We start from the raw sequence: 22,926 nt of genomic DNA on the forward strand, positions 1-22,926 counted from the left end.
CGCCCCGGCCCACGCGCCTCCCCCTGTGGGGCGGCCCGCCATCTGAAACAACGACAACCCGGGGCGACCGGCACCACCGCACCGGACCCTACGGCATTCTCCAGGTCCGGCACGCGGCCCGTCGAATTGCCCACACTCCGAGCGCGGCCGGATTGCACCACGTCAAAAAGGTGACAAACCGACCGGATCGGGCAGGTCACCGACCACCGCCGCCGACCAGGACGCCACACTACCGGCCCGGCGCCGTCACCTCTCGAATCAGTGTCCGGATGCGACCTGGATCACCGCCGGCCCCCCTGCGGCATCCTCACCCGGAACACCGGCCGGGCCCGGGGCCTTCACACGATCTGCTCACCCCAGAGCAACAGCGCGCCCGCTCCGTCCGCCCCCAGTGCCACCCCTCCGCCGTCGGCGGCGAGCAGCGGGGCCGACTGCAGCAGGGCGCCGTCCGCCCGGTAGCCGGCCTCGGTGATCGCCCGGCGGAACTCCTCGGCCTCGGCGAAGGTGCGGGCCACGGTGACGAACCGTTCGGGTCTGCGGGCCAGCACCGCGCGGACGACCTGGAGGCCGCCCGCCTCGACCACGGCGACGTCCGGCTCCGGCAGTCCGCCGAGCACCTCGGGGCCCTGCCCGTGCACCGTCTCCACCTCGACGCCGTAGCGGCGCGCGTTGACGGTGATCCGGGCGCAGGCCGAGCGGGAGGCCTCGACGGCGACGACGGCCGCGCCGAAGCGGGCCGCCTCCACCGCGAGGGCGCCGCTGCCCGCGCCGACCGACCAGACCAGGTCCCCCGGACGAGCACCCAGACGGGCCAGCACCAGGGCGCGCGCGTGCGCGGGAAGCGCCTCCGATGCGCCGGGGTCGTCCGCCGCGCGCCCGGCGCCCGCGTAGGCGTCGCCGGGGAGCGCCCAGCCCCGGTCCGCGCCGGGGAAACCGAGCGGGCGCCCGGCGAGCCAGCCGGCCGCCTCGTCCACCGGCACGGCCGGGGCGCCGCTGTTGCCGCCGATCACCAGGACGACGTTGGGATCGCGCCACGCGTGGTCGGCGATCCGGTCGGAGGTGAGGACGGTGACGTCCTCGTCCGGCGTGCCGAGGCCCTCGCAGACGACGAACGTCCGGTGGACCCCGCGCAGCATGAGGGCGAGTTCGCCCGGCCCGGCGCCGGGGGCGGTGAGCACCGCGACCTTGGGATGGGCCCGGCAGATGTTGGCCGCGCGGCGCAGCCGGCCGCCGTGGGCGCTGACCACCTGGGCGTCCTCCCACGGCATGCCGGCCCGGGCGAAGGCGGTGGCGACGGAGGAGACGGCGGGCAGGACCTCGAGTTCGAGGCCGTACTCGGGGCGGCGCAGGGTGCGGACGACGCCGAAGAAGCCCGGGTCGCCCTCGGCGACCACGACCGCGGCGCCGCGGTGCTCGGCGATCCGGCGGGCGGCCTGGCGGATGTTGCCGAGCACGATCCGCTCGGCGGCGGGCGGCACCGGGAGTGCGCCCAGTTGGTAGGGGGCGCCGGCGACCAGGGTCGCCGCGGCGAGGGCCGCGCCGGCGGCCTCGGTCAGCGGCGTGCCGTCCCACCCGATGACCGTGATCCGGTCAGCCATCTGCGGCCGTTCTCCCTCGACTCGGTGCGCGCCCCGGTGCGCACCTCGGTGCGCCGACAAACCGCGCCGCAGTACGGCGCCGGACAGAGGCTACCGGGTGTGTTCCCGCCCCGCGCCGGGGGCACCTCCCGGCCGCCGGGCCGGGGGAGTGCCGCACACGTGTGCGCGAAGCCCGGGGGCGGCCCGGTGGGGAGTCAGTCGCGCAGGACGTAGCGGTGGTCGCCGTGCCGGCCGGAGTGCTCGGGCTCGGGGGCCTCCATGTCCTCGGGCAGGAGGCTCCACAGGATGACGTCACTGCGGCTCTCTCCCCCGGCCTGGCGGCCGGGAGGTGCCCCCACCACCTCGCCGGACTCCCCCCGGACTATCCAGGCGCTGCGCAGCACGCCCTCGCTGATCCCGCCGATCTTCTGGGCGACCTGCTGGGCGGCGGTGTTCCCGGCGGCGGTGCGCATCTCCAGGCGCAGGAAGCCGCGGTCCTCGAAGAGCCACTGGGCGACGCCGAGGACGGCCTCCGGCGCGTAGCCCTCACCGCGCGCCCAGGCGGCGGTGACGTAGGCGATCTCGGTGCTGCGCAGCCGCCAGTCGGTGGCGCGCAGCTCGACCAGGCCGACCAGGCGCTGGGTGAGGTGCTCGGTGACGGCGAAGACGATGCCGCGCCCGGCGGCCCGGTGGGAGGGGGCGAGGGTGCGGGCGAGGTCGGCCGCGTACTGCTCGGTGAAGGGGTGCGGCAGGTCCGTCCAGGCGAGGACGAGGTCGTCGGCCATCATCGTGGCGAGACCGGGCGCGTCGTCCTCCGAAAGCGGCCGCAGCAACAGCCGTTCGGTGCTGATGGCGGTCTCGGGGAAGCTCGCTGCCATGCCGTCTCTCCTCGCCGGGTCGTGAACACAACACCGTACGCCTCCGGCGCGCCCCGGGTACCACGTGGTGCGCCGCCCGCACGACGGTACGTCAGAACGCCCCCGGGCCGGGCGCCCCTGGTGCATACTGCCCGACCGGGCCCCCGCCGGAGTGCGGCGGGGGCCCGGTCGGGCGGCACGGGGTGCGGAGTTGTCCGACGCTCAGAAGGCCGGGACGACCGAGCCCTTGAAGGTGTCGTCGATGTACTTCTTCACCTCGGGCGAGTGCAGCAGCTCGGCGAGCTTCTTGACCCGCGGGTCGTTCTCCTTGCCCTTCTTGACGGCGAGGATGTTGGCGTACGGGTTGCCCTCGGCCTTCTCCAGCACGAGCGCGTCGGTGGCCGGCTTCAGGCCGGAGTCCAGCGCGTAGTTGCCGTTGATGACGGCGGCGTCGAGGTCGGCGACGGAGCGGGGCAGCTGGGCGGCCTCCAGCTCCTTCCACTTGAGGTGCTTCGGGTTGCCGGTGACGTCGGCCGGGGTGGCGGCGGTGGTGACGCCGTCCTTCAGCGTGATGAGCTGGTTGTCGGCGAGCAGCTTGAGGGCGCGGCCCTCGTTGGTGGCGTCGTTCGGCAGGCCGACGGTGGCGCCGTCCGGCAGGTCGGCGATCGACTTGACCTTCTTGGAGTAGACGCCCAGCGGCTCCAGGTGCACCGGCTCGACCGAGACGATGTCGGTGCCGTGCTTCTTGTTGAAGTCCTCCAGGTACGGGACGTGCTGGAAGTAGTTGGCGTCGGCCGAGCCGTCCTGCACCGCGGTGTTGGGGGTCACGTAGTCGGTGACCTCCTTGATGTCGAGCTTCAGGCCCGCCTTGTCCGCGAGGTTGTCCTTGACGAACTTGAGGATCTGGCCGTGCGGGGTGGGGCTGGCGACGACGGTCAGCGGCGCGTTCGGGTCCGAGGACGACGAACCGGAGCTGCCGCAGGCGGCGAGCGAGAGGGCGATGCCCGCGGTGGCGAGGACGCTGGTGAACTTCAGGGCGTTGCGCACGAAAAGTGCCTTTCTGCGTGATGCGGGGAGCCGCGGCCGGAGTCGGGCGCGGGAGGTCTAGGGGGCGACGAGGTCCTCGTCGCGGGCCGCCGGGGTGCCGCGCAGCAGGCGGGTCCGGCCGCCGCCGGAGCGGCCGCGGTTCGCGAGGCGGCGGACGGCGAAGTCGCCGATCAGCTGGACGGCGGTGACGATGATCACCAGCTCGGCGACGATCACCCACATGAAGGCCGTCTCGAAGCGCTGGTAGCCGTAGTTGACGGCCAGGGTGCCGAGGCCGCCGCCGCCGACCGTGCCGGCCATCGCCGAGTAGCCGATCAGCGTGATGATCGTGGTGGTCACCGAGGCGGCCAGGCCCGGCAGCGCCTCCGGCAGCAGGGTCTTGCGCACGATCGTCCAGGTGCCGGCGCCCATCGACTGGACGGCCTCGACCAGGCCGCGGTCGACCTCGCGGACGGAGGTCTCGACCAGGCGGGCGAAGAACGGGATGGCGCCGATGGTGAGCGGCACGGTCGCCGCCTGCCAGCCGATGGAGGTGCCCACCAGCCAGCGGGTGAACGAGATCAGGGCGATCATCAGGATGATGAACGGCACCGAGCGGGCGATGTTCACGACGAAGGCGACGGCCTTGTTGACGGCCCGGTTGGCCAGCAGGCCGCCCTTGTCGGTCAGCACCAGCAGGACGCCCAGCGGCAGGCCGAGCAGCACCGTGAACAGCGCGGACAGGCCCACCATCTGGAAGGTCTCCTGCGTGGCCGGCCACATCAGGGCCTGCATCTGGTCCCAGGTCATGCCACCGCTCCGTCCGCCGCGCCCAGTACCTCCACCTGCAGGCCCTGCTCGCGCAGGTAGCCGATCGGCACCACGTTGTCCTGGTGGCCGCCGGACAGCTCGACCCGCATGCGGCCGACCATCCGGCCGGCGATGGTCTCCACCGCGGCGCCCAGGATGTTGATGTCGATCTGGTAGGTGCGGGCGAGCTGGGAGACGAACGGCTGGGCCGGGGCGTCGCCCTGGAAGGTGATCTCCAGCACGGTCGAACCGGGGTGGCCGGTGCCGAACTCGCTGAGCGGGAACAGCTCGCGGGCCAGCTCCGAACCGGGCTTGGCGAGCAGGTCGGTCAGCTCGCCCGCCTCGACCACCCGGCCGCCGCGCATCAGGGCGGCGGAGTCGCAGACGGACTTGATGACGTCCATCTCGTGGGTGATCAGCAGGACGGTCAGGCCGAGCTGCTGGTTGAGGTCGCGCAGCAGCTTGAGGATCGAGCGGGTGGTCTCCGGGTCGAGCGCCGAGGTGGCCTCGTCGGAGAGCAGCACCTTCGGGTCGCCGGCCAGGGCGCGGGCGATGCCGACGCGCTGCTTCTGGCCGCCGGAGAGCTGGTTGGGGTAGCTGCGGGCCTTGTCGCCGAGGCCGACCAGGTCGAGCAGTTCGGCGGCCTTGCGGCGGCGCTCGGTGCGGTCGAGGCCGATGATCTCCAGCGGGAGCTCGACGTTCTGCTGGACCGTCCGCGAGGCGAGCAGGTTGAAGTGCTGGAAGACCATGCCGATCCGGCGCCGCGCCTCGCGCAGCTCCTTGCCGGCCCGGTTCTCGCCGCCGGACAGCGCGGTCAGCTCGACCCCGTCCACGGTGACGGTGCCGGAGGTCGGGCGCTCCAGCATGTTCACGCAGCGGATGAGGGTGGACTTGCCGGCGCCGCTGGTGCCGACGACTCCGTAGACCTCGCCCGGACGGACGTGCAGGTCGACACCGGCGAGGGCGGTCACCTCGCGGCCTCGGGAGCGGTAGACCTTCGTGAGGTCCGTGGTGGTGATCACAGCAGCTTCCGTGGGTCGGGGGCGGGCGGCGCGTCGACCGCCCGACCGGGTTGCGGTCGGCGGCGTCTACGGCGCTTCGCCAGGGGGATCCGGACCTGCCACCCCTTGATCGTGGCCGCTGGGCGGCCGGGCCGCGCGACGGCGTGGCCCTTACGAGTCATCGGCAGCCGCGGGTGGGCGGGCATGCGGACGCAGGGGGGTGCGGCAGGCTGGGCACGCTCACACGAACGGGAGCGGCGCCGGGGTCTCGCTTCGGGGCGCGAGGAGTGGGGACGGTGGCCCTCAGCAGTGACACATTCGACGGCACATGGCACGCTCACCTGCCGGCATGGTGCCGGTGGGGGTCCAATTCGTCGTCGCAGTCATGTGAGCCAGTAAATCAGATGGGCTGTTCGAGGCCCAATTATCTGGATGCGCTGTCCGCAATGCGGACACGAATCGCTTTGACCTGCAAAAACGCGAATCGGCGCCGCCTCGGGACAGGCCGCATCGTGGCTGTCCTGGTCGTGGCGGCGCCGAATCCGCGGGGCGGCGCGAAGGGTTCAGGCGGTCGCGGCGAACGGCGTCGCGACGGGCTTCTCCAGGTGCACGAAGCTCAGGCTGCCGCTGACCTGCTCGACGCCCGTCTGCAGGTAGCCCTGGCGGGCGTACAGACGAAGGTTCCCGAGGCTGCGGTGGCCGGTGAACAGGCGGTAGGCGGTGACGTGGCCACCGTCCTCCGCCAGGCGGCGCTCCAGCGCCTCCAGGAGGCGGCCTCCGAGGCCGTGCCGCTGCATCCGGGGGTGGACGACCAGACGCCCTATCCGGCCGATGCCGTCGTCGTCGACCCGGCCGCGGACGGTGCCGACGACCTCGTCGCCGAGGCGGGCGACCAGGAAGTGCTGCTCGGACAGTTCGGCGCGCAGGCTCTCCAGAGTCTGCGTGAGGGGCTCGATCGCCCAGTCGCCGTACAGCTCGGCCTCGGCCTGGTAGCCGAGGTACTGGAGCTTGAGGATCTGCTCCGCGTCCTCGGCGTCCGCCGCCGAGATGATCACGCTCATGCCCATGTGCTGGGGCCTCCCCATCGTCGTGCCCGGCGCGCAGAGGGTGACGCGCTCACGCTCAGTATCCGAGTGATCGCGACACCGTCAAGAGCTGGGTTCGCCAGCGCTCTACCCGGGTGTCAGCTCCTCTCAACCTTTTGGCGGCCGGACGTGGTGAGGGTCACGCGAGTGGAGGGAGGGACGGCCGGGGGCCGGACGGCGGGGTGCGCGAAGCCCGCGCGGGGGCCGGGAGGAGGCCGGGAGGAGGGGACGACAACCGGACGTGGCGAGGGTCACGCGAGTGGAGGCAGGGGCGGCCGGGGGCCGGACGGGGTGGGGCCGGCCCGGGGGGCGTCATGGGTAGCGCTCGGTGTGGAGGAGGGCGCGGAGGCAGGCGAGGCAGCGGGAGCGGGTGGGGCCGATGGAGCCGCGGGGCATGCCGAGGCGTGCGGAGAGTTCGCGGTACGTCGGCGGCGGGTCCTCGGCGAGGGCGGCGACCAGCTGGGGGCAGCGACCGGGCAGGGCGGCCACCGCGTCGCGGACGACGCGGCGGCGGCGCTCGGCGAGGAACTGGTCCTCGGCGGAGGGGACGGTCGGAAGGGTGGGACACACACCGTGCTTGACCTGTAAGGGCGGCGGCCGGTTACGCCCCGCCGGTCGCGCGTAACGGACGGGGGCGCGGCGGTCCGTCCGCCGCGCCCCTCCCCCACTGCACCAGGAGTCAGCCCTGGACCCACTCCTGCTGGACCGCCAGGTCCGCCTTGACCTCGCCAAGCTGCACGGCCACCGCGGACGGCGCCGTGCCGCCGCGCCCGTTGCGGGACGCGATCGCGCCGTGGACGCTGAGGACCGACCGGACCTCGGGCGTCAGGTGCGCGGAGATCGACGCGAACTGCTCGTCCGTCAGGTCCGACAGCTCGATGCCCTGCGCCTCGCACACCTTCACGCAGGCGCCGGCCACCTCGTGCGCGACCCGGAACGGCACGCCCTGCTTGACCAGCCACTCGGCGATGTCGGTGGCGAGCGAGAAGCCGGCCGGGGCCAGCTCCTCCAGCCGCTCCCGGTGCACGGTGAGGGTGGCCATCATCCCGGTGAACGCGGGCAGCAGCACCTCCAGCGTGTCGCAGGAGTCGAAGACCGGCTCCTTGTCCTCCTGGAGGTCCCGGTTGTAGGCGAGCGGCAGCGCCTTGAGGGTGGCCAGCAGGCCGGTCAGGTTGCCGATCAGGCGGCCGGACTTGCCGCGGGCGAGCTCGGCGATGTCCGGGTTCTTCTTCTGCGGCATGATCGAGGAACCGGTGGAGAAGGCGTCGTGCAGCGTGATGAAGCCGAACTCCTTGGTGTTCCAGATGATCACCTCCTCCGCGATGCGGGAGAGGTTGATGCCGATCATCGCGGTCACGAACGCGAACTCGGCGACGAAGTCGCGCGAGGCCGTGCCGTCGATGGAGTTGCCGACCGAGCCGCCCTCGAAACCGAGGTCGGCGGCGACGGCCTGCGGGTCGAGGCCGAGCGAGGAGCCGGCCAGCGCCCCGGAGCCGTACGGCGAGACGGCGGTGCGGGCGTCCCACTGGCGCAGCCGCTCGGCGTCCCGGCCGAGGGCCTGCACGTGCGCGAGGACGTGGTGGGCGAAGAGGACGGGCTGGGCGTGCTGGAGGTGGGTGCGGCCCGGCATCGCGGTGTCGGGGTGCGCCTCGGCCAGCCCGACCAGGGCGTGCTGGAGGTCCAGGAGCAGTCCGCCGATGGTCTTCGCGTGGTCCCGCAGGTACATCCGGAACAGCGTGGCGATCTGGTCGTTGCGGGAGCGTCCGGCCCGCAGCTTGCCGCCGAGCTCGGCGCCGAGCCGCTCCAGCAGCCCGCGCTCCAGGGCGGTGTGGACGTCCTCGTCGGCGACGGTGCCGGTGAAGGTACCGGCCCGGACGTCGGCTAGCAACTGGTCGAGACCGGCCAGCATGCCGGCGAGTTCCTCGGCGCTGAGCAGGCCGGCCTTGTGCAGGACCCGGGCGTGGGCCTTGGAACCGGCGATGTCGTAGGGCGCGAGGCGCCAGTCGAAGTGGACCGAGGCGGAGAGCTTGGCCAGGGCCTCGGACGGGCCGTCGGCGAAGCGCGCGCCCCAGAGGCGGACGTCGGCGTTCTGGTCGGCGGTCATCGCGTGGGCTCCTTACGGGGTACGGGTGTTGGGGGACTCTAGCGGGGCGGGTCAGGCGAGGTCGCGGCGGGCGGCGAGCTTCGAGGACATCCCGAAGATCTCGATGAAGCCCTTGGACATCGACTGGTCGAAGGTGTCGCCGGTGTCGTACGTGGCGAGGTTGAAGTCGTACAGCGACTGGTCGGACTTGCGGCCGTTGACGACGGCCCGGCCGCCGTGCAGCACCATCCGGATGTCGCCGCAGACGTACCGGTTGGCCTCGTCGACGAAGCCGTCCAGCGCGCGCTTGAGCGGGGAGAACCAGAGGCCGTCGTAGACGAGTTCGGCCCAGCGCTGCTCCACCTGCCGCTTGTAGCGGGCGAGTTCGCGCTCGACGGTGACGTTCTCCAGGGCCTGGTGGGCGGTGATCAGGGCGATCGCGCCGGGGGCCTCGTAGATCTCCCGGGACTTGATGCCGACCAGCCGGTCCTCGACCAGGTCCAGCCGGCCGACGCCCTGGGCGCCCGCCCGCCGGTTGAGCTCCTCGACGGCCTCCAGGACGGTGACCTTGCGGCCGTCGATCGCGACCGGGACGCCGGCCTCGAAGGTGATGACGACCTCGTCGGCCTCGCGCGGGGCGGCCGGGTCCTGCGTGTACTCGTAGACGTCCTCGATCGGGGCGTTCCAGATGTCCTCCAGGAAGCCGGTCTCGACGGCCCGCCCGAAGACGTTCTGGTCGATCGAGTACGGCGACTTCTTGGTGGTGGCGATCGGCAGGCCCTTGGCCTCGGCGAAGGCGATGGCCTTGTCCCGGGTCATCGCGTAGTCGCGGACCGGGGCGATGCACCTGAGGCCGGGGGCCAGGGAGTTGATGCCGACCTCGAAGCGGACCTGGTCGTTGCCCTTGCCGGTGCAGCCGTGGGCGACGGTGGTGGCGCCGTGCTTCTTCGCGGCGGCGGCCAGGTGCTTGACGATGACCGGCCGGGAGAGCGCGGAGACCAGCGGGTACTGGCCCTGGTAGAGCGCGTTGGCCTTGATGGCGGGCAGGCAGTACTCGTCGGCGAACTCGTCCCGGGCGTCCGCGACCTCGGCCTCGACGGCGCCGCAGTCCAGCGCGCGCTGACGGATGACGTCGAGGTCCTCGCCGCCCTGGCCGACGTCGACGGCGACGGCGATGACCTCCGCGCCCGTCTCCTCGGCGATCCAGCCGATGCAGACGGACGTGTCCAGTCCGCCCGAGTAGGCGAGTATGACGCGCTCGGTCACGGCTTTCTCCTCTCAACTCCACGTTCGGGGCCGTACAGGTTTGCGGCGATGGGCATAAGTATGCACTACGCCGTATGAAACACAAAACCCCGGCCGGTGGAGTGCTCCACCGGCCGGGGCTGAGGGGTCCTGCGCGGGTCGTGCGGGGTCGGACGCGTTACTGCGCCTTCGCCTGGGCGAGTTGCATGAGGTGGTCGGCGAGCGCCTGCCCGCCGGACGGGTCCCGGCTGATCAGCAGGACGGTGTCGTCGCCCGCGATCGTGCCGATGATCTCGAACACCTCGGCCTGGTCGATCGCCGAGGCGAGGAACTGCGCGGCGCCCGGCGGCGTGCGCAGCACGACCAGGTTGCCGGAGGCGGTGGCGGAGACCATGAGCTCGCCGGCCAGCCGGGCCATCCGGCCCTCGCTGGCCGACTCCCCCATCGGGGCGCGCGGCGTGCGGTCCCCGCCCTCGGCCGGGACGGCGTAGATGAGCGCGCCGTCCCGGTTGCGGATCTTGACCGCGCCCAGCTCGTCCAGGTCCCGGGAGAGGGTGGCCTGGGTCACCACGAGTCCGTCGTCGGCGAGCAGCTTGGCGAGCTGGCTCTGCGAGCGCACGGGCTGGCGGGTGAGCAGGTCCACGATCCGGCGGTGGCGCGCGGTGCGGGTCTGCGGCACCTGCGGCGTCGGGCCGGCGGCGGACGGGCCGGGGTTGGAAGCGGTCATGTGATTATTCTCCCGGACTACCGTCGGCTCGCATCGGCCGGGGCGCCCTCGCGCACCGATCGGAGGATGCCGGGCAGCGCCGCGAGGAAGGCGTCCGCCTCCTGCTCGGTCAGCACGAGCGGCGGAACGAGCCGGACGGCGTCCGGGACGGCGGCGTTGACCAGGAACCCGGCCTCCTGCGCGACGGCCTGGACCTGCGCGGACACCGGCTCGGTGAGCACGATGCCGAGCAGCAGGCCGGCGCCGCGCACGTGCGAGACCAGCGGGTCGCCGAGCGCCTCGACGCCCTGGCGCAGCCGGTCGCCGATCTTGCGGACGTGCTCCAGCAGGCCCTCGGACTCGATCGTGTCGAGCACCGCGAGCCCGGCCGCCGCGGCCACCGGGTTGCCGCCGAACGTGGTGCCGTGCTGGCCCGGGGTGAGCAGCTCGGCGGCCGGCCCGAAGGCGAGCACCGCGCCCATCGGCAGGCCGCCGCCGAGCGCCTTGGCGAGGGTGACGACGTCCGGCTCGACGCCCTCGACGGCCTGGTGGGCGAACCAGTGCCCGGTGCGGCCGACGCCGGTCTGGATCTCGTCCAGGACGAGCAGCGTGCCGGTGGCCCGGGTGATCTCGCGCGCGGCGAGCAGGTAGCCCTCGGGCAGCGGGATCGCGCCGTTCTCGCCCTGGATGGGCTCCAGGAAGACGGCGGCGGTCTCGGTGGTGACGGCCGCGCGCAGCGCCTCGACGTCGCCGAACGGGACGTGGGTGACGTCGCCGGGCAGCGGGCGGAACGGGTCCTGCTTGGCGGGCTGGCCGGTGAGCGCGAGCGCGCCCATCGTCCGGCCGTGGAAGCCGCCCTCCAGGGCGACCAGGTGGGTGCGGCCGGTGCGGCGGCTGATCTTGAACGCGGCCTCGTTGGCCTCGGCGCCGGAGTTGCAGAAGAACACCCGGCCGCCCTCGCGGCCGTCCAGCTCCAGCAGCCGCTCGGCGAGGGCGATGGTCGGCTCGGCCATGAAGAGGTTGGAGACGTGGCCGAGGGTGGCGATCTGCCGGCTCACGGCCTCGACGACGGCCGGGTGGGCGGTGCCGAGGGCGTTGACGGCGATGCCGCCGAGCAGGTCGGTGTACTGCTTGCCGTCCGCGTCCCACAGCTTGGCGCCCTCGCCGCGGACCAGCGGGATGCGCGGGGTGCCGTAGTTGTCGGTGAAGGCGTGCTGCCAGCGCTCGGCGAGCTGCTCGTTGTGCGTCATGCCAGTCCCCCGGTCACGGTCGGTTCGTCGTCCGGCACGACCATCGTGCCGATGCCCTCGTCGGTGAAGATCTCCAGCAGGAGGCTGTGCGGCACCCGGCCGTCCAGCACCCTGGCGGTGCCCACGCCGGAGCGGACGGCGCGCAGGCAGCCCTCCATCTTGGGGAGCATGCCGCTGGCCAGGCCGGGCAGCAGCGCCTCCAGCTCGCTTGCGCCGAGCTGGCTGATCACGTCGTCGGAGTCGGGCCAGTCCTTGTACAGGCCCTCGACGTCGGTGAGGACGACCAGCATCTCGGCGCCGAGCGCGACCGCGAGGGCGGAGGCGGCGGTGTCGGCGTTGATGTTGTAGACGTGGCCGTCGGTGCCGCGCGCGATCGAGGAGATGACCGGGATGCGGCCGTCGGCGATGAGCGCCTTCACCGCGCCGGCCTCGATGTTGACGATGTCGCCGACCAGGCCGATGTCGACCTGCTCGCCGTCCACCACCGCGTAGCGCTTGACGGCCGTCATGGTGTGCGCGTCCTCGCCGGTCATGCCGACGGCGAACGGGCCGTGCTCGTTGAGCAGGCCGACCAGTTCGCGCTGCACCTGCCCGGCGAGCACCATCCGGACGACGTCCATGGTCTCGGGGGTGGTGACGCGCAGGCCGTTGGTGAAGCTGGACTCCAGGCCGAGCTTGTCCAGCTGGGCGCTGATCTGCGGGCCGCCGCCGTGCACGACGACGGGGTGCAGGCCGGCGTAGCGGAGGAAGACGACGTCCTGGGCGAAGGCCGCCTTGAGGCTGTCGTCGACCATCGCGTTGCCGCCGAACTTGATCACGACGGTCTTGCCGTGGAAGCGCTCCAGCCACGGCAGCGCCTCGATCAGCGTTATGGCCTTCGGCAACGCGGTGTTGTTGCGGGCCTGTTCGCCCTTGGGTGCGATCTGCACGGGTTTCCCTCGTCGATGGGGGTCCCCCCGGCCAGAGGCTGGGGAGGATGGCGCGGAACGGATGCCGCGGCTCGGGTTGCGCGGACCAGGATGGCGTGGGCGAAGTGACGCCGGTCAGGTCGAGTAGGCGCTGTTCTCGTGAACGTAGTCGGCCGTCAGGTCGTTGGTCCACAGCGAGGCGCTCGCCGTACCGGCGTTGAGGTTCGCGGTGATGACGACGTCCCGGCCGCTCATGTCCACGAGGTCGCGGTCCTCGCCGACGCCGCCGTCCTTGCAGACCCAGACGCCGTTGATGGCGACGTCCAGCGCGTCGGGGTCGAAGGCGGCGCTGGTGGTGCCGATCGCGGCCAGCACCCGGCCCCAGTTGGGGTCCTCGCCGTGGATGGCGCACTTGAGCAGGTTGTTGCGGCCGATCGTGCGGGCGACGTCGACGGCCTCGTCCTCGGTGGCGGCGCCGGTGACGTCGATCCGGATGTCCTTGCTCGCGCCCTCGGCGTCGGAGATCAGCTGGCGGGCGAGGTCGGCGCTGACGGTGCGGACGGCCTCGGCGAACTCGGCCGCGTCCGGGGTGACGGCGCAGGCGCCGGAGGCGAGCAGCAGCACGGTGTCGTTGGTCGACATGCAGCCGTCGGAGTCGATCCGGTCGAAGGTGGTGCGGGTGGCGCCGCGCAGGGCCGCGTCGAGGGCGGCGGCGTCGGCGACGGCGTCGGTGGTGAGCACGACCAGCATGGTGGCGAGGCTCGGGGCGAGCATGCCCGCGCCCTTGGCCATGCCGCCGACCGTCCAGCCGGCCGGGCTGGTGACCTGGGCGGTCTTGTGGACGGTGTCGGTGGTCTTGATGGCGATCGCGGCGGCCTCGCCGCCGGTCGCGCTGAGCTCCTGGGCGGCCAGGGCGACGCCGGGCAGCAGGATGTCCATCGGCAGGCGGACGCCGATCAGGCCGGTGGAGGCGACGGCGACCTCGGCCGCGTTGACCTTCAGCTCCTCGGCCGCCTTCTCGGCGGTGGCGTGGGTGTCCTGGAAGCCGAGCGGGCCGGTGCAGGCGTTGGCGCCACCGGAGTTGAGGACGACGGCGGAGACCAGGCCACCCTTGAGGACCTGCTCGGACCACAGGACGGGCGCGGCCTTGACGCGGTTCGCGGTGAACACTCCGGCGGCGGCGAACGAGGGGCCGTCGTTGACGACGAGGGCGAGGTCAGGGGTGCCGGAGGCCTTGATGCCGGCGGTGACCCCGGCGGCGCGGAAGCCCTTGGCGGCCGTCACTCCGACGCCCACAGGACTGGTCACGGCGGGACTGGTCACGGTGCGACTCCGTTCAGGGGAAGGCCCATGTCCTCGGGCAGGCCGAGGGCGATGTTCATGCTCTGCACCGCGCCGCCGGCGGTGCCCTTGACGAGGTTGTCGATCGCGCTGATCGCGATGATCCGCCCGGCGGCCGGGTCCAGGGCGACCTGGACGAGGGCGGTGTTGGCGCCGTACACGCTGCTGGTCTGCGGCCACTGGCCCTCGGGCAGCAGGTGGACGAACGGCTCGGTCCCGTACGCCTCGGCGTAGGCGGCGCGCAGGCCCTCGGCCGTCACGCCGGGGCGGGCCTTGGCGGAGCAGGTCGCGAGGATGCCGCGCGGCATCGGGACGAGCGTGGGCGTGAAGGAGACGGTGACCGGCTCGCCCGCGAGCGGGCTGAGGTTCTGCGCCATCTCGGGGGTGTGCCGGTGCACGCCGCCGACGCCGTACGGGCTCACGTTGCCCATGACCTCGCTGCCGAGCAGGTGCGTCTTGGCCGCCTTGCCCGCGCCGGAGGTGCCGGAGGCGGCGACCACGACGGCCTCGGGCTCGGCGAGCCCGGCGGCGTAGGCCGGGAACAGCGCGAGCGAGACGGCCGTCGGGTAGCAGCCGGGCACGGCGATCCGGTTGCTGCCCTTCAACGCGGCCCGGTGGCCGGGAAGTTCGGGCAGGCCGTAGGGCCAGGTGCCGGCGTGCGCGGAGCCGTAGAACTGCTCCCAGTCGGCGGCGGCCTTGAGCCGGAAGTCGGCGCCGCAGTCGACGACCAGCACGTTCGGGCCGAGCGCCTCGGCGACCGCCGCGGACTGGCCGTGCGGCAGCGCGAGGAACACCACGTCGTGGTCGGCCAGCACCTCGGGGGTGGTGGGCTCCAGGACACGGTCGGCGAGGGGGATCAGGTGCGGCTGCAGCGCACCCAGCCTCGTACCGGCGTTCGAGCCGCCGGTCAGCGCCCCGATCTCCATCTCGGGGTGGCCGAGCAGCAGGCGCAGCACCTCGCCGCCCGCGTATCCGCTCGCGCCGGCGACGGCGACTCGCAATGCCATGGCGTTCCTCCTTGGTCGTGGCATGAATATACGCAGCACGGAACATTCATGCAAGGAGTATGTGCGGAGACCACCCGCCGGGACCGGCGGGTGGTCGGCCGGGCTCAGCGCCTGACGGCTCGCAGCACCACGAACTTGGGGTTCCCGGCCACGAGTTGGCAGTTGCCGAACAGGCGGCGCAGCTTGACGTGGTAGCCGAGGTGGCGGTTGCCGACCACCCAGAGCTCGCCACCCGGGCGCAGGGCGCGGCGGGCGCCGGTGAACATCCGCCACGCGGTGGCGTCGGTGGTCGCCTGGTGCGAGTGGAACGGGGGGTTGTTCAGGACGAGGTCCACCGAGCCGGGGGCGATCACCCCGGGCGCGAGCGCGTCCGCCGTCAGGAACTCGGCCCTGGCCTCGGTGCCGAGGTTCGCCCGGAACGTCTCCTCGGCGGAGGCGACGGCCTGGTGGGACTCGTCGACGAAGAGCAGTTCGGCGCCCGGGCCCGCCAGGGCGGCGGCGGTGCCGACCACGCCGTTGCCGCAGCCCAGGTCGACCACCCGGTCGCCGGGGGCGGGGACCGGCAGGTGGCCGAGGAAGAAGCGGGTGCCGATGTCGAGGCGCTCGGCGCAGAAGGTGCCGGCGTGGTTGACGACCGTGCGCCCGGAGACCGGGCCGATGTCGGCGGGCAGGGCGTAGCGGTGCGGCCACGGGCTGGGGCCGGGGTCGAGCGCCGGGTCAGGGGTGCAGAAGATCAGCCGGGCCTTGCGGACAGCCAGCGAGGTGCGGGTGGGGCCGAGGACCTTCTCGAAGAGTTCGAGGGTGGAGGTGTGGATCTCGGTGACCATGCCCGTGCCGATCACCACCGTGCCGGGGTGGACGGCGGGGGCGAGCCGGTGCAGCTGGTCCTCCAGCAGGGCGAGGCTCTTGGGGACGCGCACCAGCAGGACGTCGATCCGCTCCGGCGGGGTGTCCCGGGTGGTGAGCAGCCGCTCCGGGTCGGCGGGGGCGCCGGCGCGGGCGAGGTTGGCGCGGGTGGCCTCGCGGCCGAGGTGGGAGTCACCGATCTGCACGGGCCGGTGCGCGGCCAGCGCGGTGGCCAGGGCGCCCCAGCGGTCGCCGAGGACGGCGACCCGGAGGCCGGCCAGCTCGGTGGCGGTGCCGCCGGCGCTGTCGGCCTCGCCGGCGAGGTGGCGCAGCAGGTACTCGTCGGCGGCGTCCCAGGCGCGCAGCCGCTCGCGCGGGTCCTCGGGGTACCTGGTGAGGTCGAAGGTGCCGAACGGGGTGGTGAACGGCGCTGTGGCGGCGGGCGTGCTCTGGGGATTCATCGTCTTCTCAGGCTAGCCGACGAGCCGACGGGGAACGGATTCGGACGGATACTGGAAGAGCCCCGACCGAGAGGGGTGAGGGCGATGGACTGGAAGCTCGAAGTGGTCGTGCTCCCGGTGGCGGACGTGGACCGCGCGAAGGTGTTCTACGAGGAGCAGGCCGGCTTCACCGTCGATCACGACACCCGGCTGCGCGACGGGGTCCGGGTGGTGCAGCTGACGCCACCGGGCTCCCGGTGCTCGATCGTCGTCGGCAAGGGCGTGATCGAGGCACCGCCCGGGTCCGTCAAGGGCCTGCAGCTGGTGGTGGCGGACATCGACAAGGCGCACGCCGAACTGGCGGCGCGCGGCGTGGAGGTCAGCCCGGTGCAGCACTTCGAGGCCGGGGTGCGGGTGAACGGGCACGGCGAGGCCTGGAACTCGTTCGTGTTCTTCAACGATCCGGACGGGAACGGCTGGGCCGTCCAGGAGGCGCCGGCGGCCGTACGCGCTGCATAGAGCCATGGTCCTAGACTTCCGGAATGGCTGAAGACGAGGGAAGCGTCCGCGTGGACAGCTGGATCTGGTCGGTCCGGCTCGTGAAGACGCGCGCGCTGGCGGCGGCCGCCTGCCGGGCGGGGCACGTCCGCGTGAACGGCGAGCGGGCCAAGCCGGCCCAGCCGCTGCGGGCGGGCGACGAGGTGCGGGTCCGCGAGGAGGGGTACGAGCGGGTCGTCGTGGTGCGCAAACCGATCCGCAAGCGGGTCGGGGCGTCCGTGGCGGCCGAGTGCCTCACCGACCAGAGCCCGCCCCGCCCGCCGCGCGAGCTCGTCGCCCCGTTCTTCGAGCGCGACCGCGGCGCCGGACGCCCCACCAAGCGCGAGCGCCGCGACCTCGACGAGCTGCGCGGGCGCTGAGCTACCGGACGGGGTACGCGGCCTGCACGGCGAGCCGGCGCGGGGCGTCGTCGCCGATCCGGGTGAGCAGGTCGTCGAGGTCGAGGAACACCTCCCAGGGCGCGCGGCCGGTGGCGGTCGCGAGGCGCTCGACCACGCGGTCCTCCAGGTCGCGGACCCGGCTGTTCTTCCACGCCTTGTCGGCCAGGCCGACCAGCAGCTCCTCGACGGTGACGCCCGGCTCGCCCCAGCTGGCGTGGCTGCGGGCGAAGCGGGCCAGCCGCTCGGGGACGCCGCGCTCGCGCAGCAGTGCGTGGCCGGCGGGCTCGTGGGCCGAGCCGGGGCCGGAGAGCTCCTCGGGGTGGACGGTCTTGCCGATGTCGTGGGTGGCGGCGCCGTACAGCAGCGCCTCGCGGTCGAGGTCCAGGCCGGTGGCGGCGCAGTGGTCGGCGATCGTCACGGCGACTTCGTGGACGAGCGCGAGATGCGCGCGCAGCCGGGGCGGGGCGTCGAGGGCGTCCAGGAGGTCGACGACGGCCGGGGGCAGGGGCGGCAGTGCTGGGGTCACGCCGCAGGCTAACCCGTACGGGTGAGGCGTTGTCAGTGCTGCCGTCTAGTGTGCGGAGCAGTGAGTGCGGGAGGGTCCCGGCGCCGGGAGGGGGGTGCCGGGGCCCGCCCGCGATCCGACCTGCGGAGGTGCTCGGGGAGACGGCTATTTCTTGAACGCGACGCCCGCGTACGCGGACACGTCCTGCCAGCCTTCGGGGAGGTCGGTGGTGGAGACGTGGCCGGCGGTGGGGCGCCAGAGCGGGAGCTGGACGAGGCCGGGGCCGGCGAACTCGAAGTCGCCGAAGAAGGGTTCGACGCTCGCGCGCGGACGCAGCACCAGCGGGGCGCTCGCGCCCTTGTAGATGCGGGCGCCCTCGTCCACGCTCTGCCGCGAGGCGAAGTCGGGGCTGCCGTGGGAGAGGATCAGGGCGCTGCCGGGGGCGAGCGCGTCGCGCAGGGTGGCGACGATCTTCTGCGCGCCCTCCTCGTCGCGGACGAAGTGCAGGACGGCCACCAGCATCAGCGCGACCGGCTCGGCCAGGTCGACGGCGGCGCGCAGGGCCGGGTGGCCGAGGATCGCCTCGGGGTCGCGCAGGTCGGCCTCGATGACCGAGGTGTGCCCGGCGGGGTGGCCGGCCAGCAGCGCGCGGGCGTGGGTGGCGACGATCGGGTCGTTGTCGACGTACACGACGTGCGCGTCCGGGGCGACCTTCCGCGCGACCTCGCTGGTCGAGCCCGCGGCGGGGATGCCGGTGCCGATGTCGACGAACTGCCGGATGCCCCGGCCGGCCGCGAACTCGACCGCGCGGCCGAGGAATTCCCGGTTGGTGCGGGCCAGCAGCGGCAGCGCCGGGTAGGCGGCGATGGCGGCCTCGGCGGCCTTGCGGTCGGCCTCGAAGTTGTCCTTGCCGCCCAGGTAGTAGTCGTACATCCGGGCGGTGTGGGGTATCCCGGTGTCGAGCTCGGTCGGCGGCTGCCAGTCCTCCGCCCCGACCCAGTCCCAGTCCGAACCGCCGGTCGCCGTGTCCGCCGTGTCCTCGTGCATGTCGTTCCGCCCCCATTGCTCACTGCGCTTCCCGCGGCGGGAACGCCCCGCCGCGGTGGTGCCCCGCCCCCGTAGCACGCGGTGCGACCGGATCGTATCCGACGACACGCCGTGGAAACACGGCGAGTTCAGGTTTACGCAGCCCCCACCGAGAGGTGTGTGTGCACGTCAAACAGGGTGTCAACGCGCGTGTTCCCGGATCGCCGCCCCGGCGCGTCGTCTCTATGCTGGCTGCCGATGACTGCCGATCGCCGCGCCGTACTGCGCACCGCCGCCAAACTCGCCGCCCTCTCCGCCGCCGGCGGGGTCCTCACCGCGTGCGGGAGCGGCGCGCCCCGCCGCGCCGACCCGGGCTCGCTCGCCGTGCACCCGGGCAACGTCGACCCGCAGCAGCACGGCGATCCGCAGCACACCACGGACCCCGCGTGGAACGGCGGCGAGGGCCCGGCCTCCCCCGATCCGGCCGCGCCGCAGCCCACCGCCACCGCGGCCCCCGACGCCGCCACCGCGCCGCCCGCCCCGCCCGTGCTGCCGCCGCTCGCCCCCGGCACCCCGCTGGAGGTCGCGTACGGGCCGCGCACCGGCAAGAACGTGGCACTGACGTTCCACGGCAGCGGCGACCCCAAGCTCGCCACCGCCCTGCTGGAGATCGCCGAGCAGCGCGGCGCCAAGCTGACCGTCATGGCCGTCGGCAGCTGGCTCGACCAGCAGCCGCAGATGGCCCGGCGCATCCTCGACGGCGGCCACGAGCTGGGCAACCACACCCAGAACCACCTCAACATCTCCGCGATGAGCCCGGACCAGGCCCGTGCCGAGATCGCCCAGTGCGCGGAGCGGCTGCAGCGCCTCACCGGCTCGATCGGCCGCTGGTTCCGCCCGTCCGCCGCCCAGTACGCGACGCCGATGGTGCGCGAGCAGGCGAAGGCCGTCGGCTACGAGCACGTGCTCTCCTTCGACGTGGACCCGCGCGACTACGCCGACCCGTCCGCCGCCGAGCTGCAGCGGCGGGTCCTCAACTCGGTGCGCGGCGGCTCGGTGGTCGCGCTGCACATGGGCCACCAGTGCACCGTGGACGCCCTGCCGGCCATCCTGGACGGCCTCGCCAAGGCCGGCCTCGGCCCGGTGACCGCCAGTCAGCTCTGCGCCTGACCCGGCCCCCGGCGCACCACCGGCGTGCCATGCTTCGCGCATGCGCTACATCATCATCGGGGCGGGCGCGGTCGGCGGAACGATCGGTGCCCGGCTGCACGAGAGCGGGCGCGACGTCGTGCTGGTCGCGCGGGGAGCGCACTTCGCGGCGCTGCGCGAGCACGGGCTGACGTTCGGCGCACCGGACGGCACCCGGACGCTGCCGGTCCCGGCCGTGTCCGGGCCGGAGGAGCTGGAGCTGCGCCCGGACGACGTCCTGGTGCTCGCCGTCAAGACGCAGGACACCGCCGGCGCGCTGGCCGCGTGGGCGCCGCGCCCGGTCGCCGGCGGCGGCACGGCGGGCGAGCGGCTGCCGGTGGTGTGCGCGCAGAACGGCGTGGAGAACGAGCGGCTCGCGCTGCGCCGCTTCCGCGAGGTGCTGGCGGTGTGCGTCTGGATGCCGTCCACCCACCTGGAGCCGGGGCGGGTCAGCGCCGGCGGCACGCCCGTCAGCGGGGTGCTGCGGATCGGCGCCTACCCGGCGGGCGCCGGCGGGCGGGCCGCCCGGATCGCCGCGGACCTGGAGCGGGCGGGCTTCAGCGCCCCGGTCGAGGCCGACGTGATGGGCTGGAAGTACACCAAGCTGCTCGGCAACCTCGGCAACGCCCTGAACGCCGTCGCCGGCCCGTACGAGGGCGAGCTGCGCCGCGGACTGTACCGGCGCCTGGCGGCGGAGGGCGCGGCCGTGCTGGCCGCCGCCGGGATCGCGCACCACGACCCGGAGGAGATGGTCCGGCTGGTCGACGCGACGCTGCGGATCGAGCCGGTCGAGGGGGCCCCGCGCGGCGGCAGCTCGACCTGGCAGAGCCTGGCGCGCGGGGCGGGCTCGATCGAGACGGACTACCTGAACGGCGAGATCGTGCTGCTCGGACGGCTGCACGGGGTGCCGACGCCGGCCAACGAGGCGTTCCAGCGGCTGGCCGAGGAGTTCGCCCGCACCGGCCGGGCGCCGGGCAGCCTGACCGACGAGGAGCTCGCCGCGGTCTGAGCCCGGCCCCGGGCGGGCCGCCGAAGGCCTCAGGCCATCGGGTCGTCGTCCTTGTACGGGCGCAGCCGCAGCGTCCTCGCGTCCGTCCCGCGGATCTCCTCCGCGCGGCGGACGAGCTCCGCCAGGTCGTCGCGCCCGGCGTGGATGAAGCGTCCGTGCAGCGCGTCGAACCGGCCCCGCGCCGCGTCGACGGTGACCGCGACCATGTACGGGATCGAGCCCCAGGCCTTCATGTCCCGGAACATCGGCATCCCGGCCGTCATGTCGGTGGCCACCGCACCGGGGCTGATGTCGAGCACGACGACGCCGTGCTCGGCGAGCGAGTCCGCCATGTTGTCGGAGAGCTTGAGCAGCGCGCCCTTGGACGTCGCGTACGCGGTGTAGTGACCGTCCGGGCGCAGCGCGAAGCCGGAGTTGAGGTTGACGACGCGGCCGCGGCGGCGCTCGACCATGCCGGGCAGGACGCAGCGCAGGAGGTTGTAGGGGCCGCGCAGGTTGGTCTCGACGACCTGCCACCACTGGTTGGGGTCGGTCTCCCAGATCGGGGCCTCGGTGCGGTCCACCTGCCCGGCGTTGTTGACCAGCAGGTCGACCGGGCCGAGGTCGCGCTCGACGAGCCGGACGGCCTCGCGCACCGAGCCGGGGCGGGTGACGTCGGCCGTCACGGCGACGCCGCGCGAGCCGTGCCGGACGCACTCCTTGAGCGTGTCGGTGAGCGTCGCGTGGGTGCGGCCGACCAGGCCGACGGCCATGCCCTCGGCGGCGAGCCCGATGGCGATCTCGCGGCCGATCCCGCGGCCGGCTCCGGTGACCAGGGCGACCTGCCCCGTGAGCGATCCCGTCGGCACTGCGCGCTCCCTCGTCCGTCCCCGGCCCCCGTCTGCGGCATTCTGTCGGGCGCCGGGCGGCCGCGGGTCCGGGCGCACGGGCGGGCGGAGCGCCGTCACCCGTTCGGGTGCGTGGTGCCGGGCGCGGCACCGGGCCGGGGAGGGGGTGACCTACTGGCCGGTAGGGAGTAGTAACGTCGTCGGGACGGTGCACCGGTGCACCCATTCCGGCACACCGGCCCGTAGTCCAGCAGCACCGCTGGGCCGACCAGCGCCACGCTGGGCCACCTGTCGCTGGGCGACCCCCAGCACCACCGAAGGGCAACTAGTGAGTGACATCGCGCGCGTCGGAGTGATCGGCTGCGGCCTGATGGGGTCGGGCATCGCGGAGGTCTTCGCCCGGGCCGGGCTGGACGTCCTGGTGTCGGAGGCCAGCGGGGAGGCCCTGGAGTTCGGCCGCACCCGGCTGACCAACTCCCTGGAGACGGCGGTCAAGCGCGGCAAGCTGGCGCCCGAGCAGCGGGACGAGGCCCTGGCCCGGCTGTCCTTCACCACCGACCTGGCCGACTTCGCCGACCGCGACCTGGTCGTCGAGGCGGTCGCCGAGCGCGAGGACATCAAGGTCCAGATCTTCCAGACCCTGGACCAGGTGGTCCAGCGCCGCGACGCGATCCTCGCCTCCAACACCTCGTCGATCCCGATCGTCAAGCTGGCCGCCGCCACCTCGCGGCCCGAGCAGGTCATCGGTCTGCACTTCTTCAACCCGGCGCCGGTGCAGAAGCTGGTCGAGGTCATCCCGACCCTGACCACCTCGGGCGCCACCACCGAGCGGGTCGAGGCCTTCGCCACCGAGGTGCTCGGCAAGGAGCCGATCCGCGCCCGCGACCGGGCCGGCTTCGTCGTCAACGCCCTGCTGGTGCCGTACCTGCTGTCCGCGGTGCGGATGTTCGAGTCGGGCGTGGCCACCGCCTCCGACATCGACAAGGGCATGGAGGCCGGCTGCGCCCACCCGATGGGCCCGCTGCGGCTGTGCGACCTGATCGGCCTGGACACCATCGTGTCGATCGCCGAGTCGATGTACGACGAGTACAAGGAGCCGCTGTACGCCGCTCCCCCGCTGCTGTCCCGGATGGTCGACGCCGGTCTGCTCGGCCGCAAGTCCGGCCGCGGCTTCTACGACTACACCGCGAGCGTCTGAGCCGTCCGGCCGCCGCACGAAGGGGCGCGCCCGCACCGGATCTCCGGTGCGGG

23 protein-coding genes are annotated in these 22,926 nt (G+C 73.4%); 5 read left to right on the plus strand and 18 right to left on the minus strand.

Annotated elements, in window-relative coordinates; genetic code table 11:
• Positions 1–338: 338 nt before the first annotated feature.
• The 15 genes from cbiE to ACFVU9_RS21040 all read right to left on the minus strand — a co-directional run bounded on the left by cbiE (position 339) and on the right by ACFVU9_RS21040 (position 16,203).
• Positions 339–1,598 (minus strand): precorrin-6y C5,15-methyltransferase (decarboxylating) subunit CbiE, encoded by a 1,260-nt coding sequence (cbiE, locus tag ACFVU9_RS20970; RefSeq protein WP_380443624.1) that lies wholly within the window; start codon positions 1,596–1,598, stop codon positions 339–341.
• Positions 1,599–1,792: 194 nt separating this feature from the next.
• Positions 1,793–2,455, minus strand: coding sequence for a GNAT family N-acetyltransferase (locus tag ACFVU9_RS20975; RefSeq protein WP_380443622.1), 663 nt, complete (start codon positions 2,453–2,455; stop codon positions 1,793–1,795).
• Between the two features lie 201 nt (positions 2,456–2,656).
• A complete protein-coding gene (locus tag ACFVU9_RS20980; protein WP_380443620.1) occupies positions 2,657–3,481 on the minus strand; it encodes a MetQ/NlpA family ABC transporter substrate-binding protein in 825 nt (274 codons plus the stop codon).
• A gap of 57 nt (positions 3,482–3,538) precedes the next feature.
• The gene (locus tag ACFVU9_RS20985) at positions 3,539–4,270 is read right to left on the minus strand and encodes a methionine ABC transporter permease (protein ID WP_380443618.1); all 732 of its coding nucleotides are present in this window, start codon (positions 4,268–4,270) and stop codon (positions 3,539–3,541) included.
• Positions 4,267–5,292, minus strand: coding sequence for a methionine ABC transporter ATP-binding protein (locus ACFVU9_RS20990; RefSeq protein ID WP_387595306.1), 1,026 nt, complete (start codon positions 5,290–5,292; stop codon positions 4,267–4,269). Before ACFVU9_RS20990 ends, ACFVU9_RS20985 begins: the two co-directional genes overlap by 4 nt.
• Positions 5,293–5,834: 542 nt before the next feature.
• A complete protein-coding gene (locus ACFVU9_RS20995) occupies positions 5,835–6,338 on the minus strand; it encodes a GNAT family N-acetyltransferase (protein ID WP_380443614.1) in 504 nt (167 codons plus the stop codon).
• Positions 6,339–6,668: 330 nt separating this feature from the next.
• Positions 6,669–6,926 carry a hypothetical protein gene (locus tag ACFVU9_RS21000; RefSeq protein WP_380443612.1) on the minus strand — a complete coding sequence of 86 codons (258 nt, stop codon included), beginning with the start codon at positions 6,924–6,926 and terminating at the stop codon, positions 6,669–6,671.
• 109 nt (positions 6,927–7,035) lie between these two features.
• Complete coding sequence (gene argH / locus ACFVU9_RS21005; RefSeq protein WP_387595310.1) at positions 7,036–8,460, minus strand: argininosuccinate lyase; 1,425 nt, start codon at positions 8,458–8,460, stop codon at positions 7,036–7,038.
• A gap of 51 nt (positions 8,461–8,511) precedes the next feature.
• The gene (locus ACFVU9_RS21010; protein WP_380443608.1) at positions 8,512–9,705 is read right to left on the minus strand and encodes an argininosuccinate synthase; all 1,194 of its coding nucleotides are present in this window, start codon (positions 9,703–9,705) and stop codon (positions 8,512–8,514) included.
• A 157-nt stretch (positions 9,706–9,862) separates the two neighbouring features.
• Positions 9,863–10,411, minus strand: coding sequence for an arginine repressor (locus ACFVU9_RS21015; RefSeq protein ID WP_329928713.1), 549 nt, complete (start codon positions 10,409–10,411; stop codon positions 9,863–9,865).
• Positions 10,412–10,428: 17 nt separating this feature from the next.
• The gene (locus ACFVU9_RS21020) at positions 10,429–11,640 is read right to left on the minus strand and encodes an acetylornithine transaminase (protein ID WP_380443606.1); all 1,212 of its coding nucleotides are present in this window, start codon (positions 11,638–11,640) and stop codon (positions 10,429–10,431) included.
• Positions 11,637–12,569, minus strand: a complete 933-nt coding sequence (argB, locus tag ACFVU9_RS21025; protein WP_380443604.1) for an acetylglutamate kinase — start codon at positions 12,567–12,569, stop codon at positions 11,637–11,639. Before argB ends, ACFVU9_RS21020 begins: the two co-directional genes overlap by 4 nt.
• 114 nt (positions 12,570–12,683) lie before the next feature.
• Positions 12,684–13,844: a bifunctional glutamate N-acetyltransferase/amino-acid acetyltransferase ArgJ gene (gene argJ, locus ACFVU9_RS21030; protein ID WP_387595331.1), complete on the minus strand. Its 1,161-nt coding sequence runs from the start codon at positions 13,842–13,844 to the stop codon at positions 12,684–12,686.
• Positions 13,845–13,867: 23 nt separating this feature from the next.
• Positions 13,868–14,896, minus strand: a complete 1,029-nt coding sequence (gene argC, locus ACFVU9_RS21035) for an N-acetyl-gamma-glutamyl-phosphate reductase (RefSeq protein WP_387595315.1) — start codon at positions 14,894–14,896, stop codon at positions 13,868–13,870.
• 104 nt (positions 14,897–15,000) lie between these two features.
• Positions 15,001–16,203: a methyltransferase gene (locus ACFVU9_RS21040; protein ID WP_387595318.1), complete on the minus strand. Its 1,203-nt coding sequence runs from the start codon at positions 16,201–16,203 to the stop codon at positions 15,001–15,003.
• Positions 16,204–16,287: 84 nt separating this feature from the next.
• Here ACFVU9_RS21040 and ACFVU9_RS21045 point away from each other — a divergent pair, with 84 nt between their 5' ends.
• Positions 16,288–16,701, plus strand: coding sequence for a VOC family protein (locus ACFVU9_RS21045; RefSeq protein WP_380443598.1), 414 nt, complete (start codon positions 16,288–16,290; stop codon positions 16,699–16,701).
• 23 nt (positions 16,702–16,724) lie between these two features.
• Positions 16,725–17,099, plus strand: a complete 375-nt coding sequence (locus tag ACFVU9_RS21050) for an RNA-binding S4 domain-containing protein (RefSeq protein ID WP_380507026.1) — start codon at positions 16,725–16,727, stop codon at positions 17,097–17,099.
• Position 17,100: 1 nt separating this feature from the next.
• Here the strand turns inward: ACFVU9_RS21050 and ACFVU9_RS21055 are convergent, their stop codons facing one another.
• Both ACFVU9_RS21055 and ACFVU9_RS21060 read right to left on the minus strand, forming a co-directional pair.
• A complete protein-coding gene (locus tag ACFVU9_RS21055; protein WP_380443594.1) occupies positions 17,101–17,646 on the minus strand; it encodes an HD domain-containing protein in 546 nt (181 codons plus the stop codon).
• A 144-nt stretch (positions 17,647–17,790) separates the two neighbouring features.
• A complete protein-coding gene (locus ACFVU9_RS21060) occupies positions 17,791–18,672 on the minus strand; it encodes an SAM-dependent methyltransferase (protein WP_380443592.1) in 882 nt (293 codons plus the stop codon).
• 237 nt (positions 18,673–18,909) lie between these two features.
• Here ACFVU9_RS21060 and ACFVU9_RS21065 point away from each other — a divergent pair, with 237 nt between their 5' ends.
• Together ACFVU9_RS21065 and ACFVU9_RS21070 are read left to right on the plus strand one after the other, a co-directional pair.
• On the plus strand, positions 18,910–19,821 hold the full coding sequence (locus ACFVU9_RS21065; protein WP_387595323.1) for a polysaccharide deacetylase family protein: 912 nt from the start codon (positions 18,910–18,912) through the stop codon (positions 19,819–19,821).
• A 40-nt stretch (positions 19,822–19,861) separates the two neighbouring features.
• Positions 19,862–20,848: a ketopantoate reductase family protein gene (locus tag ACFVU9_RS21070; protein ID WP_387595326.1), complete on the plus strand. Its 987-nt coding sequence runs from the start codon at positions 19,862–19,864 to the stop codon at positions 20,846–20,848.
• A 29-nt stretch (positions 20,849–20,877) separates the two neighbouring features.
• Here the strand turns inward: ACFVU9_RS21070 and ACFVU9_RS21075 are convergent, their stop codons facing one another.
• Positions 20,878–21,696: an SDR family NAD(P)-dependent oxidoreductase gene (locus tag ACFVU9_RS21075; RefSeq protein ID WP_380443586.1), complete on the minus strand. Its 819-nt coding sequence runs from the start codon at positions 21,694–21,696 to the stop codon at positions 20,878–20,880.
• A gap of 307 nt (positions 21,697–22,003) precedes the next feature.
• Between ACFVU9_RS21075 and ACFVU9_RS21080 the strand changes: the two genes are divergently transcribed.
• On the plus strand, positions 22,004–22,873 hold the full coding sequence (locus ACFVU9_RS21080; protein ID WP_380443584.1) for a 3-hydroxybutyryl-CoA dehydrogenase: 870 nt from the start codon (positions 22,004–22,006) through the stop codon (positions 22,871–22,873).
• Positions 22,874–22,926 lie beyond the last annotated feature (53 nt).

It is taken from the genome of Kitasatospora sp. NPDC057936 (genome assembly GCF_042887525.1).
Lineage (GTDB): Bacteria > Actinomycetota > Actinomycetes > Streptomycetales > Streptomycetaceae > Kitasatospora.

Excerpts from the sequence above, each read along its gene's own strand:
- cbiE (WP_380443624.1), bottom strand. The coding sequence starts at position 1,598 with ATGGCTGACCGGATCACGGTCATCGGGTGGGACGGCACGCCGCTGACC.
- ACFVU9_RS20975 (WP_380443622.1), bottom strand. The coding sequence starts at position 2,455 with ATGGCAGCGAGCTTCCCCGAGACCGCCATCAGCACCGAACGGCTGTTG.
- ACFVU9_RS20985 (WP_380443618.1), bottom strand. The coding sequence starts at position 4,270 with ATGACCTGGGACCAGATGCAGGCCCTGATGTGGCCGGCCACGCAGGAG.
- ACFVU9_RS20995 (WP_380443614.1), bottom strand. The coding sequence starts at position 6,338 with ATGGGCATGAGCGTGATCATCTCGGCGGCGGACGCCGAGGACGCGGAG.
- argH (WP_387595310.1), bottom strand. The coding sequence starts at position 8,460 with ATGACCGCCGACCAGAACGCCGACGTCCGCCTCTGGGGCGCGCGCTTC.
- ACFVU9_RS21015 (WP_329928713.1), bottom strand. The coding sequence starts at position 10,411 with ATGACCGCTTCCAACCCCGGCCCGTCCGCCGCCGGCCCGACGCCGCAG.
- ACFVU9_RS21020 (WP_380443606.1), bottom strand. The coding sequence starts at position 11,640 with ATGACGCACAACGAGCAGCTCGCCGAGCGCTGGCAGCACGCCTTCACC.
- argC (WP_387595315.1), bottom strand. The coding sequence starts at position 14,896 with ATGGCATTGCGAGTCGCCGTCGCCGGCGCGAGCGGATACGCGGGCGGC.
- ACFVU9_RS21040 (WP_387595318.1), bottom strand. The coding sequence starts at position 16,203 with ATGAATCCCCAGAGCACGCCCGCCGCCACAGCGCCGTTCACCACCCCG.
- ACFVU9_RS21045 (WP_380443598.1), top strand. The coding sequence starts at position 16,288 with ATGGACTGGAAGCTCGAAGTGGTCGTGCTCCCGGTGGCGGACGTGGAC.
- ACFVU9_RS21050 (WP_380507026.1), top strand. The coding sequence starts at position 16,725 with ATGGCTGAAGACGAGGGAAGCGTCCGCGTGGACAGCTGGATCTGGTCG.
- ACFVU9_RS21060 (WP_380443592.1), bottom strand. The coding sequence starts at position 18,672 with ATGCACGAGGACACGGCGGACACGGCGACCGGCGGTTCGGACTGGGAC.
- ACFVU9_RS21065 (WP_387595323.1), top strand. The coding sequence starts at position 18,910 with ATGACTGCCGATCGCCGCGCCGTACTGCGCACCGCCGCCAAACTCGCC.
- ACFVU9_RS21070 (WP_387595326.1), top strand. The coding sequence starts at position 19,862 with ATGCGCTACATCATCATCGGGGCGGGCGCGGTCGGCGGAACGATCGGT.